This is a genomic window from Desulfitobacterium hafniense DCB-2 (genome assembly GCF_000021925.1).
Lineage (GTDB): Bacteria > Bacillota > Desulfitobacteriia > Desulfitobacteriales > Desulfitobacteriaceae > Desulfitobacterium > Desulfitobacterium hafniense.
The window spans coordinates 1,012,878-1,024,958 of record NC_011830.1 but is presented as its reverse complement, the minus strand read 5'-3'; the positions used below and the strand labels follow the sequence as shown (position 1 = coordinate 1,024,958).

10 protein-coding genes are annotated in these 12,081 nt (G+C 45.5%); 2 read left to right on the top strand and 8 right to left on the bottom strand.

Going from position 1 to position 12,081, the window contains the following annotated elements:
• Positions 1-7: 7 nt before the first annotated feature.
• From DHAF_RS04680 to DHAF_RS04655, 6 genes are all read right to left on the bottom strand, one after another.
• Positions 8-391, bottom strand: coding sequence for a hypothetical protein (locus tag DHAF_RS04680; protein ID WP_015943105.1), 384 nt, complete (start codon positions 389-391; stop codon positions 8-10).
• A 168-nt stretch (positions 392-559) separates the two neighbouring features.
• On the bottom strand, positions 560-1,918 hold the full coding sequence (locus DHAF_RS04675; protein WP_015942731.1) for an IS1182-like element ISDha8 family transposase: 1,359 nt from the start codon (positions 1,916-1,918) through the stop codon (positions 560-562).
• A 262-nt stretch (positions 1,919-2,180) separates the two neighbouring features.
• The gene (locus DHAF_RS04670; protein ID WP_015943104.1) at positions 2,181-2,558 is read right to left on the bottom strand and encodes an ArsR/SmtB family transcription factor; all 378 of its coding nucleotides are present in this window, start codon (positions 2,556-2,558) and stop codon (positions 2,181-2,183) included.
• 80 nt (positions 2,559-2,638) lie between these two features.
• Complete coding sequence (locus DHAF_RS04665) at positions 2,639-5,041, bottom strand: heavy metal translocating P-type ATPase (RefSeq protein WP_015943103.1); 2,403 nt, start codon at positions 5,039-5,041, stop codon at positions 2,639-2,641.
• Positions 5,042-5,184: 143 nt separating this feature from the next.
• Entirely contained in the window at positions 5,185-5,337 is a 153-nt protein-coding gene (locus DHAF_RS04660; protein WP_005807903.1) for a heavy-metal-associated domain-containing protein, read from the bottom strand.
• Between the two features lie 123 nt (positions 5,338-5,460).
• On the bottom strand, positions 5,461-5,829 hold the full coding sequence (locus DHAF_RS04655) for an ArsR/SmtB family transcription factor (protein ID WP_005807902.1): 369 nt from the start codon (positions 5,827-5,829) through the stop codon (positions 5,461-5,463).
• Between the two features lie 250 nt (positions 5,830-6,079).
• Between DHAF_RS04655 and DHAF_RS04650 the strand changes: the two genes are divergently transcribed.
• A complete protein-coding gene (locus DHAF_RS04650) occupies positions 6,080-7,663 on the top strand; it encodes an alkaline phosphatase (RefSeq protein ID WP_015943102.1) in 1,584 nt (527 codons plus the stop codon).
• 140 nt (positions 7,664-7,803) lie between these two features.
• On the top strand, positions 7,804-8,949 hold the full coding sequence (locus DHAF_RS04645; RefSeq protein ID WP_015943101.1) for a YibE/F family protein: 1,146 nt from the start codon (positions 7,804-7,806) through the stop codon (positions 8,947-8,949).
• Between the two features lie 203 nt (positions 8,950-9,152).
• Here DHAF_RS04645 and DHAF_RS04640 read toward each other — a convergent pair whose 3' ends face one another.
• Both DHAF_RS04640 and DHAF_RS04635 read right to left on the bottom strand, forming a co-directional pair.
• On the bottom strand, positions 9,153-11,240 hold the full coding sequence (locus DHAF_RS04640) for a glutamine synthetase III family protein (RefSeq protein WP_015943100.1): 2,088 nt from the start codon (positions 11,238-11,240) through the stop codon (positions 9,153-9,155).
• 203 nt (positions 11,241-11,443) lie between these two features.
• Entirely contained in the window at positions 11,444-12,058 is a 615-nt protein-coding gene (locus tag DHAF_RS04635; RefSeq protein ID WP_015943099.1) for a nitroreductase family protein, read from the bottom strand.
• Positions 12,059-12,081 lie beyond the last annotated feature (23 nt).

The window sequence follows — 12,081 nt, the reverse complement described above, 5'->3', positions numbered from 1 at the left end:
CCTCCTTTCAAGCAACTCTTTGTTCGATACGGTGGGGCACTCGCTCATTCATGATAATCATCGCTACAATAAAAACACAGCCCAATGGGACATAGTGCTCTTCTCCGTAATAAAGACGTACGACGACAACGCCTCCTTGCTGAAGCGCCATAACGATTTTACTTGTCTGGCCGATAAAGACATTTTCTTTAGTCAGATAAGCGATTTCAATGGGGAAATCTTTAGCCTTGCCGAATTGACACAGCCAATTGCTGATAAACATCATAGCCATGGCGGAAGTCCCTTTTTTACCTATCTCTCCCTTATCATTATAGACATCCAGACAATAAAACATAATATATTTAATAGCATCGGGTGGTATTTCTTCCCGATCAAAAAGAGCTGATAGCATTCATCATCGTTGTTGGCCCGCAGTCATATTCGGTCGCTTGATAACTTAACGGAATTTTCATCGGCCGCACCTCAATCCCAGATAATTATTATTAACTGAGTTAATTTCATAATGTTAGTCTGAAAATAGAATAGACTAACAGAATTTCGGAGCATACGTTTTTAAAAATTAAGCGGCAATTCTCATGGACTTGTTTAGTCGGTCAACTGCTAATTTGCAGAGGGTATAAGCAAGGATTGAAAACTGAAAATCTACTTGGGCACTTTTTCCGCGATGACGGATATTGTTGAGCTGGAAATACTCCTTTAGATACGCATTGACTCGCTCTACAGCGGTTCGTTGTTTGTAAAGCTCAAAGTAACGGTCGCTTCCCCTAGCTGGTACTGTGTACTTTCTGGGATCTGACAAAGTCTTAATCTTAAATACCTTTTGGCAGGTATCACTATCTTTGAGGGGACACTCCTGGCATTCCTTGGGTCGAGTGTATTTCAAAGTATCATAACGCGGATCATGGCTATCGTAGCGGTACGAATAACCCTTCTGGCATATTGGACGAAAATATTTATCATTGTCTTCTGGAAGTTGCTCGTTTCGCTTATTGTAATCAATGAGTGCCCGTGCTCCTATACATCTCGCTTGCTGGTATATGGGGATATAGTCATATCCAGCATCTGCGAGGATATAGGAGGGGTTCAAGTAAGGATGTTTTTCACTCAGCGCTTTAAGCAAAGGAATAGCCATTTTCCCATCATTTATGTTCCCTGAAGATAGTAAAGAACTTAAAACGTACTGACCCTTACAATCAACAAGGAGGTGCCCTTTGAAGCCATACCAGAACACGTTTTTTCCTTCTGAATTCTTTTTAATCCCCCATTGAGGATCAAGAGGAATGTGTTGTGCTAATTCTGTGAAGGTGCAGGAAAGTTGATCTTCAATCTTCTTCTCAAATATGGGGCGATTCTTTTCTAGCTCCTCTTGTTCCTTAAGCCATGCCTCTCTTTCTGATTTGGGCTTCCGTCCACGCTTTTTAGGAGTCTTTTCAACCGGAGTTTCTTCTTGCTTTTTTTCAGGCTTGCGATCTCTCGCTTCGATATGAGTAGCATCTATTGCCACAACACATTCTGGATCAATAAACCCTTCTTTAAATGCCTGAAGCACCAAATCATCCTGAGAGTTAGCCAAAACAGAGGAGTCATCTATCTTTTTGATCATTCGGCAATAAGATGCTTCGCTAGGAACCGAGTCAGCAAGCGTAAATCCACAGTCGAAACGAAATTCCAGGCTGTTTTTCAAACGCTTACGCAAGTCCTTAATTGTAGGGATTCTTTCAATGACTCGAATGATCAAAGAGTAGATCATAGCGGTGTAGTTTAGTTGAGTTGGAGCTCCGAAGATTGCCTTTTTTGAAACCGCCTCAAGTAAAGGGTTAATGTCCAAAGGCCCAAGAATTAGAGCATATGATTCTCTTGGAGAAGTTTCTAGTATTTCCTCCAAGGAAAATAGACGTTCTTGGCGAATATTAAACATCAGGGAGTACTCCTTTCCTACCTCTCGGTGTTTGGTTTTGGACGACTACAATTTCGAGATGTTGGGGAGGTACTCCTTTTTAATTTGTCAAAAAAAGCTGAAATATTAAGGGTTTCGAGTTATGAAACTAACTCAACTTATTATACAAATATCAAGCCCATGGGGACAACCAAAACAACGATAGGCTATTGCCGCAAAATAATTGTTTCAAATAAAAAAGGCGTACCCGCTCCACTAATGAGAGAGTACGCCTTTGTCTATTTCATTCATCAATATGCTCTAATCCTTGACGGTAAAGTTCCTGAACATGGCTATCATGAAGGGAATAATAGACCATTTTCCCCTCCCGCCGGTACTTGACAAGATTGCTGCTCCGCAAAACCCTGAGTTGATGGGAGGTGGCAGACTGACTTAAACCCAGAAGTTCCGCGAGATCGCAAACACAAATCTCCGTCTTGGCAAGCGCATCCATAAGCCGTACCCGGGTAGGATCTCCCAGAGTCTTGAATAAATCCGCCAATTTGGTGGCCCGATCCAGGCTCAGCATCTGATCAGCATAAGCACGAATCACATCCGGGTGGGTACACACCACCTCACATGAAATGTTTTCATTATTTTCATGACACTTATTGGAAGTCATTGTCAGATTCACCCCATTATGCTAGTCCCTGCTGATTAGTACTATATCAGTAAATCTGCACCATGACAAGTAAAGGGGGCTCAAAGGCTCGGAAGAGCGGCAGCTTTTTCAGGGCGGGTATAACGTCTGACACGGGTAGCATTTAAAATCGCCAGCAAAGCCACTCCCACATCAGCGAAAACAGCTTCCCACATGTTTGCCACGCCAAACATGCCCAGCCCAATAAAACCAAGTTTGATAACCAATGCGAAGCCAATGTTCTGCCAGATCACCTTTTTGGTAAACTGTGCAATATCCATTGCACTGACCAATTTACCTGGCCGGTCTTCCATCAGAACCACATCCGCCGCTTCGATAGCCGCATCAGAGCCCAAACCACCCATCGCTACTCCAATATCGGCCCGGCTTAAGACCGGCGCGTCATTAATCCCATCCCCAACAAAGACAACTTTCCCTTTCCCCTTAAGCTTCTGTTGGTAATGCTCAAGCCAGGTGACCTTATCTTCCGGAAGCAAATCGCCATGATATTCCCGGATTCCTAACTGTTCAGCCACAGCTTCGGCAACGCTGCGCTGATCCCCGGTGAGCATAACTGTGGTAATCCCCCTCTGATTTAACTGAGCCACCACTTCTTTAGCCCCTTCTTTGGACCGGTCGGAAATCATCAGAACTCCTGCATATTCGCCATCCACCCCAATATAGACTTGAGTCCCCACTTCACTCATTTCCAGCTCAGGAACGGCTATGGAATTCTCAAGCAGGAGGTCCTTTTTACCCACTAATACCACTTTACCTTTGAATTCTGAGCGAATTCCCTTGCCGCTGATTTCTTCATAATGAGTGAGCGAAACAGAATCAATCTCTTTACCCCATTTATCCCGAATAGATTTGGCAATGGGATGGCTGGAATGAACTTCAGCTGCAGCAGCAATTTCCAGCAGCTGCGCTTCCGTGTAATGCCCGCTTGTTTCTATTTTATTAACTTCAAATACCCCTTGGGTTAAAGTTCCCGTCTTATCGAAGATTACTGTTTTTACTGAGGTCAAAGCTTCTAAATAATTGGCCCCTTTAACCAGAATGCCATGACGGGAAGCCCCGCCGATTCCTCCAAAATAACCGAGAGGTACAGAAATCACCAAAGCACAAGGGCAGGAGATGACGAGAATCGTCATGGCCCGATAGAGCCATTCCCGAAAATCCCCTCCCATAAAGAGAGGCGGAATCAAGGCAATCCCTAATGCTATGATCACCACGGCCGGCGTGTAGTACCGGGCAAAAGTCGTGATGAACTTTTCTGTTTTGGCCTTCCGGGCGCTGGCGTTCTCCACCAGATCAAGGATCTTCTGAACTGAAGAATCGGCAAACTCCCGGGTCACACGAACGGTGAGCACCCCCGAGGTATTGATGATTCCTGCCAGAACCGAATCCCCGACTTTGACTGACCGCGGGACGGATTCACCCGTCAAAGCCGATGTATCCACATAAGAAGACCCATGGACAATTTCCCCATCCAACGGAACCTTCTCCCCGGGACGAATCAGAATCAGCTGCCCTATATGAACATCATCCGGATCCACCCTTTTCGTCTCTAATCCATTGACCAGATTGGCATAATCCGGACGAATATTAAGCACCGCTTGGATGGAACGCCTTGAGCGGTTGACTGCCCGATCTTCAAAGTATTCTCCCACAGCGTAGAAGAGCATAACCCCTACCGCCTCCGGAAGTTCATGAATGGCAATGGCCCCCAGGGTGGCGATACTCATCAGAAAATTTTCATCGAAAACCGAACCGCGCATAATATTTCGGAACGCTTTGGCCAAGACTTCATACCCGACCAAACCATAAGCCAATAGAAAAACAAGGTATTCAAGGACCTCCAGGGAGGTATTATGCCAACGCGAGCCAAAAATCAGCCCAATTACCAGAAAAATACCCGCTATGAAAATTTTTAACAGCTTTTGCTTCGTTTCCTTTGCTTCCTCTTCCGCATCGTGAATACTGTTCTTTACGGCCTTTTTCTCCACGGGCATAAGTTTTACCCCTGGTTCTATTCTCTCGATAATCTCCTGGGCTTTGCTCATCATCCCAGGGGGCAGTAAAACTGTTTTCATGGCATAGTTGATTGTTGTTTCCCCTATACCTGCTGTTGCACTGAGCGCCTGCTCCATTTTAGCCGAGCAGTTAGGACAAAACTCCCCTTCAATCCGATATTGAACCTTTTCCGGAGCGTTCACAGCTCCCTTCTCTTTCACTGCCACAAGCTTAACTCCGGGTTCGATTTTCTCAATGATGGCTTGAGCCCGGCCCATCGTCCCAGGGGGTAAGAAAACCGTTTTCATGGCATAATTGATGCTCGTCTCCCCGATTCCCTCCGTTGCACTTAATGCCCTTTCCATTTTAGCTGAACAATTGGCACAAAACTCGCCTTCAATGCAATATTTCACCCGCTCTTGTGATTGACTACGACTGCTGTCAGGCATTCTCTTTCCCTCCAAACCTTGCTTAATGCTTCTTCATATAATGATTTCTCTTAATTGTTCATTTACACATATGAATATCTGTTCATATATAGAATATCAAATCCACTCTCTTACTTCAAGATAGTATCTTAAATTAATTTTATTTACCTACCCTGCACTGAAGCTTTTCCAGCTACAAAATCAACGGCGGCGGATGCCATGCCCTCCAGCCTGGCCACATCCCTTTCGATTTTAGCAGCGCAATTGCCGCAGCAAAGCCCTTCCAGAATAAACTCTTTTTTGATTGCCGCTTCCATAGTTCATTCCTCTTTCATAATTCAATTAATTGAACAGTTGCTCTATCGTTCAACCATCAAGGCAAACTAACCCCAACCCAGTTACCATAGATATAATGCTCAGCAATGCAACTCTCCGCCCATTTACTTTTCGCAAATATGAAGAAGCCCCTGATCAAAGATGGTCTTAACGTGATCATCCGCAAGGGAGTAGTAAACAACCTTCCCGGATTTACGGTAGTTGACCAGCTTTGACTGTTTCAGCACTCTAAGTTGATGTGAGATTGAGGATTTGGTCATGCCCAAAAGCACGGCAATATCGCAAACACACATCTCGGCACGGAATAAAGCGCAGAGAATTTTCACCCGTGTCGAATCGCCAAACACCTTGAATAAATCCGCAAGATCGATCAGGTTATCTTCATCAGGCATATGCTCCCTGACATCTGCAACCACATCCTCGTGGATTGTATTACAATCACATCTGTCAAAATCAGCGGTATAGGCGCACATAAAACATTCACCTCCAGATTGAACGATTGAGCCATTGTTCAATCAAAAGTATAAACTTAATGTATTGACATGTCAATCATATCTTACTGCAAGCAGCAATTTGCTCAAATGTTGCAGCGCTGCATCATTTGCACTAACCCTAAAACTCGAGAACAGCAAATTTTATGCAGATTTTACCTTTCCACGATTTTCCTTTAACATAACGGCCCTATACTTATAGGTGTACTACAATAAGTTTGGGAGGTAAGTTATGTTTAAGAATTTCAAAATGTCCAAGCGCTTCCTGGCATCATCGCTCTGTCTGGTCATGGCCTTATCTCTGGCCACAGGTGCCGTACTCGATAGCAGGCCGGCATCAGTAGTGGCAGCACAGCCTGCCGCAACAGCCAAAGCCGAAGTAACAGAAAAGACCCCCAAGTATATCTTTATGTTCATCGGGGATGGCATGGCAGCCGTACAAGTGAACTCAGCTCAAATTTACGGCGGAACCAATAAACATAATCAAATGGCTTTAGACAAAATGAACTTCCAGGATTTTGAGGCCGTTGGTTATCAAACCACTCAGGACGCCACATCCTTTGCACCGGACTCTGCATCCACAGCAACTTCCCTTTCCTCAGGATTTAAGACCTGGAGCGGAACCATTGGCCTAAAACCGGTGGGAAGTAAATCCGGAAACAAACCGGAAAATGTGGAAGGTACGATTCCCAAAACCATTGCCGAAAGACTTAAGGCCGAAAAAGGAATGAAGATCGGCATCATATCCACCGTAACCATCAACCATGCCACACCGGCAGCTTACTATGCCCATGTCGCTTCCCGAAACGACTATTATGACATCGCTCTGCAAATGGCAAACTCCGGCTTCGATTTCTTTGGCGGCGGAACCATCAGCCAGCCTACAGGAAAAGACAAAGATCAAAAAGATGCTTATGACGTTATGAAAGAAAAGGGCTACAAAATAGCTAAGACAAAAGAAGATATCCTGGCCCTTAACAGCCAATCAGGAAAAGCCTATGCAGTGACTCCGGTTACTCAGGACAGCGGCGCTATGCCCTATGCCATAGATAATAAAGATGGCGATTTAACTCTGGCTGATTTCGTAAAAAAAGGCATCGATGTTCTTGACAACGACAAAGGATTCTTCATGATGGCCGAATCAGGCAAGATTGACTGGGCAGGTCATGCTAATGATGCCAAAGCCAATATTGGTGATGTGATCGCCTTTGAAGAAGCTATCCAAGTCGCCATCGACTTTGCTGCCAAGCACCCTGAAGAGACCCTGATCATCGTTACCGGCGATCATGAAACAGGCGGCATGACCATCGGACAGGCAACAACCGGTTATGATACAGCTTTTCATATTTTAGAAAGCCAAAAGATATCTTATGTAGCCTTTGACGCTTTAATCAATAAGATGAAAGCAGACAATCCGTCCCTAAAATTTGACGACGTTATGCCCGTTATCACGGAAAGCTTCGGTCTTGTTAACAAAACCAAAAATGATATAAGCCGCCCCGGTGAGCCCAGCTATATGACCTTAGAATTATCTGATCGGGAAGTAGCTAAGCTAAAAAAGGCCTTTATGGAAACCATGAAAGACAAACCTACCGACAGCGAAGAAAATGATCTATTATACGGCGGTTATAATCCACTTTCCGTAACCTTAACTCATATTCTTAATAACAAAGCAGGTATCGGCTGGACCTCCTATTCCCACACAGGCGTACCGGTTCCAGTCTATGCAACAGGTGCCAGTGCCGAGCTGTTTAATGGTGCCTATGAAAATACCGCTGTGTACGACAAATTAGTCAAGGCTACAAATCTTAACTAGTCGTAACTTCAATAGATATCTAAATAAAGGAGTGTCGCAAAGCTACTTTTTAACATAGTCTGCGATGCTCCTTTTTCATTCCCGGATCGTCAATCCATTGCCAATTTGGGCGCAAAGGAAAGGAGCGCGACTTAAAGAAGATGCTTCAGAATATTAACAGAAAAGAATTGGTTTTTACTATTGTCATTTTAATAGCGATAGCGATTCTCACCTTATTGCCTACGGGATTTCAGAAACAAGAATACCACTTTACCGAAGGGGTTCGAGCCAAAGTCATTTCTGTCAATAATATAGGGGTACATAGTTCCGGGATTTATAACATAGGTGATCAAAGCGCCTTAATTGAAATAGAAACCGGCTCCCACAAAGGCGAACAGGTTCAGGCCAATAATATGCTCACCGGCAGCCTCTCCGTGGACAAAATATTTCAAGCAGGAGACAAGGCCTGGGTTCTGCTTGGATTTGATGAAGATAACAAGATCAACTTTGCCAATATGATCGATCACTACCGTATCGATAAGGAGATCCTTTTAATCGGAACCTTTGCCCTGGTTATCATCATATTTTCCGGATTTACCGGAGTTCGCACCTTGCTTTCCTTTACTTTTACACTATTATGTATCTGGAAGATTTTGATACCGGCAATGCTTTACGGCTATAATCCACTCATAGTTGCCCTCCTTGTGGGAAATGTACTTACTGTTGTTACCCTGCTCTCGGTAGCAGGATTCACCAGAAAAGCCTATGCCTCTATTATCAGTGCTGTTACTTGTTCCATTGCAACCTGCCTTCTGGCCATTCTCTTTGGCAGTCTATTTAATATCCACGGCGCGGTAATGGAAGGAGCCGAATCACTGCTGTATGCCGGATTCATGGATCTTGATTTAACTTTAGTTTTTCAAGGAGGAATTTATCTTGCCTGTTCAGGTGCCGTACTCGATTTAGCAATCGACATTTCATCGGCTCTGGAAGAGATTATCCATAATAATCCCCATGTAACCAAGACGGCCCTTATGAAATCAGGACTTAACATCGGAAAATCCGTAGTCGGCGGCCAAACTACTACTCTGCTGCTGGCCTATATGGGAAGCTACATCACAGTGATGATGGTCTTTATGGCTCAAGGCACACCACTTATGAACATCCTTAATTCAAAGCCCATTGCAGCAGAAATATTGCACACCTTTGTCGGCTGTATCGGACTGGTCCTGGTATCCCCATTAACATCACTTATCTGCGGCCTTATCTACGATTGGGATAATAACACCGCCCAAAATCAGGGATGAGACAAGACCCCACGGGGAAGAGAGTTCAAATTGTGCACCAGTGCATGATTTGAACCACCATTCATTTCTTAAAAGCGGCTTTGCTCACTTCGCAATCGAAAAGAAGGCCACCAATACATCCACAAAGATGTATCAGTGGCCTTTTCCATGCTTCTTCCACGATAAAATCAGAAGTATTTATACCTGAACCAACCCATTACAGCTTACAGTTTAAACAACATGTCTGCATAGCTGGGCAAAGGCCAGTATTCCTCATCCACCAGCTCCTCCAATTGATCCACAGCTGCCCGGAGAGTATTCATAGCGGTGAATACTTCATCCCGATAAAACACGCCTTGCTCAAAAACGTCACCCATAGCCAGAGCTTCATTAGTCTTCCCTTCCAGTGCTTGCAGACTTTCATCCACTGCCACCATCACTGAAGAGACTTGGTTCAAAAGTCTTTCCTGGACAGAGACAAGAGCCCCGGAAACCGCTTTCACCGCCGCAATCCCAGTCGCCAGGTTTTGAATCATTTTCAAACCCGCGGGCATAATTTGCCGCTTAACCATATAAAGCATTGTTTGTGCTTCAATATTAATGATTTTATTGTATTGCTCAAGGAGAATTTCATACCGGGAATGGAGTTCCGTTCCGCTGAGAACACCATGCTTTTCAAAGAGTGCCACCGCTTTTTCCGTGACCCAGGCTGGAATAGCATCCACAGTGGAACGGATATTGGGCAATCCCCGGCGCTCCGCCTCCTCCACCCATTCACCCGAATAGTTATTGCCATCGAAAACGATACGGGAATGCTTCACTGCGATCTCTTTAAGCAGCTTCCTCAAATCGGCATTGAAATCTTCCGCTTGCTCCAGCCGGTCCGCCATTTGACAAAGAGCTTCCGCCACAATGGAGTTCAGAACAATATTAGGCCCAGCGATGGAGAGCGACGAAGGAACCATCCGGAATTCGAATTTATTGCCGGTAAAGGCGAAAGGAGACGTCCGGTTCCGGTCGGTGGAATCCTTCCTCAAAACAGGTAAAGTGGGGACCCCAATATTCATGCGGCTTTCTGCTATAGAATGAGTCAGGCCGCCATTTTGCAATTGAGCTAAAATATCGCTTAGCTGGTCCCCTAAGAAGACAGAGATAATAGCCGGCGGCGCTTCATTGGCACCCAGGCGATGGTCATTGCCCGGATTGGCAGCAGAAGCCCGCAGCAAATCCGCGTGCTCATCCACGGCCTTCAGCACAGCGCAAAGGAAGGTGAGGAATTGAGCGTTTTCATGGGGTGTGCGTCCCGGATCCAAGAGATTCTTCCCGGAATTGGTTCCCAAGGCCCAGTTATTATGCTTACCGGAGCCATTGACACCGGCGAAGGGCTTTTCATGAAGAAGACACACTAAGCCATGGCGGTTGGCCACCTTCTTTAAGATATCCATGATCAATTGATTGTGATCCGTCGCCACATTGGTCACGCTGAAAATAGGCGCGATTTCATACTGTCCGGGAGCCACTTCCTTATGCTGAGTCTTGGCAGCGATGCCCAGCTTCCAGGCTTCCACATTCACATCATGCATGAACGCCGATACCCGCTCATTGATACTGCCAAAGTATTGATCCTCCATCTCCTGACCCTTGGGAGACTTCGCCCCAAAGAGGGTGCGGCCTGTAAGAACCAGGTCCATTCTTTTTTCGTAATAGGCTTTGTCGATCAGGAAGTACTCCTGCTCAGGTCCTACCGTGCTGGAGATACGGGTGGTTTCCTCATCTCCAAAAAGTCTGAGAATCCGCACCGCTTGCTTGGACAGCGCCTCCATGGAACGGAGCAAGGGGGTTTTATTGTCTAAAGCTTCACCTGTATAAGCACAGAAAGCGGTGGGAATGCACAGCACGATATTGGTCCCTTCTTCTCTTAAGAAGGCCGGTGATGTACAATCCCAGGCTGTATAACCACGGGCTTCAAAGGTAGAACGAATTCCGCCATTGGGGAAGGAAGAGGCATCCGGCTCGCCTTTAATGAGTTCCTTTCCGGAAAACTCCATAATCACCCGTCCATCGTTGGTCGGAGCAATAAAAGAGTCATGTTTTTCAGCAGTTAAACCTGTCAAGGGCTGGAACCAGTGGGTGTAGTGGGTCGCCCCCTTTTCAATAGCCCAATCCTTCATAGCACTGGCCACCACTTCAGCAACGCTGGGCTCCAGTGGCAGTCCATTGTCAATGGTGTTTTTTAAAGATTTGTAAATGTTTTTAGGAAGTCTTTCCCGCATCACGTTGTCGTTAAACACATTCATTCCGAAGATCTTCATTGCCCTTTTCCCCTTTCAAATACAGCAAATAAAAAAAGCGCCCTAAGAAATGTACCCTTGTACATTCCTTATGAGCGCCTTTGCTCTTCATTTATAAAATTTCTGCATTAAAAGTAACATAAAACGAGCGGTTATTTCAACAGGTTTTTGTGATGTATACAATATTTATGCCATCCATTCCGTACTGAAAGGGAGTCATCCTTCTATTCAATGACCTTATAGATAATTTCCTCAAGCTTCAGCCGGGGCCGCATACCGGGGCTTTGATCCGGAAAGCCCACCGGCATCAGCACAGTCACAATGAGATGTTCCGGCAAATCCAGAATCTTGCTGATCTCTCTGGCCTTCATTAATTGTACCCAGCAAGTGCCTAAGCCAAGGGATACGGCACGCAGGGCAATATGCTCGGTGGCAATGGCCACATTCAGCATGGCATGGGGCTTATACCCCTGCAACGTCTCAGCGTCCATTGGCTTATCCGCATTAGGATAGTTGGCAACCTCATCTTCCCCAAACACTCCCGCATCCACTAATTCCTGAAGCCTCCTGCGGGTATTGGTGGCATAGGTTGAAAGATCGGCACAGCATACCAAAAGCACCGGGGCTTCACTCAAAAACTTCTTATGAAAAGCAGCTCCTTGAATCTTCTCCTTAACCTCCTGATTCTTAACCACGATAAAACGCCAAGGCTGCTGATTGGTTCCTGAAGGTGCTAAACGGGCGGCCTCCAGCAATTCCCTCAGCATCTCCTCAGGCACAGGGTCCGGCTTGAATTTACGGATACTGTGCCTCTCCAGCATGGCAGTTTTTACATCCATTGTCTTACCCCTTCCGGGCTTAA

Excerpts from the sequence above, each read along its gene's own strand:
- DHAF_RS04675 (WP_015942731.1), bottom strand. The coding sequence starts at position 1,918 with ATGTTTAATATTCGCCAAGAACGTCTATTTTCCTTGGAGGAAATACTA.
- DHAF_RS04680 (WP_015943105.1), bottom strand. The coding sequence starts at position 391 with ATGCTATCAGCTCTTTTTGATCGGGAAGAAATACCACCCGATGCTATT.
- DHAF_RS04670 (WP_015943104.1), bottom strand. The coding sequence starts at position 2,558 with ATGACTTCCAATAAGTGTCATGAAAATAATGAAAACATTTCATGTGAG.
- DHAF_RS04665 (WP_015943103.1), bottom strand. The coding sequence starts at position 5,041 with ATGCCTGACAGCAGTCGTAGTCAATCACAAGAGCGGGTGAAATATTGC.
- DHAF_RS04655 (WP_005807902.1), bottom strand. The coding sequence starts at position 5,829 with ATGTGCGCCTATACCGCTGATTTTGACAGATGTGATTGTAATACAATC.
- DHAF_RS04640 (WP_015943100.1), bottom strand. The coding sequence starts at position 11,240 with ATGAAGATCTTCGGAATGAATGTGTTTAACGACAACGTGATGCGGGAA.
- DHAF_RS04660 (WP_005807903.1), bottom strand. The coding sequence starts at position 5,337 with ATGGAAGCGGCAATCAAAAAAGAGTTTATTCTGGAAGGGCTTTGCTGC.
- DHAF_RS04635 (WP_015943099.1), bottom strand. The coding sequence starts at position 12,058 with ATGGATGTAAAAACTGCCATGCTGGAGAGGCACAGTATCCGTAAATTC.
- DHAF_RS04645 (WP_015943101.1), top strand. The coding sequence starts at position 7,804 with ATGCTTCAGAATATTAACAGAAAAGAATTGGTTTTTACTATTGTCATT.
- DHAF_RS04650 (WP_015943102.1), top strand. The coding sequence starts at position 6,080 with ATGTTTAAGAATTTCAAAATGTCCAAGCGCTTCCTGGCATCATCGCTC.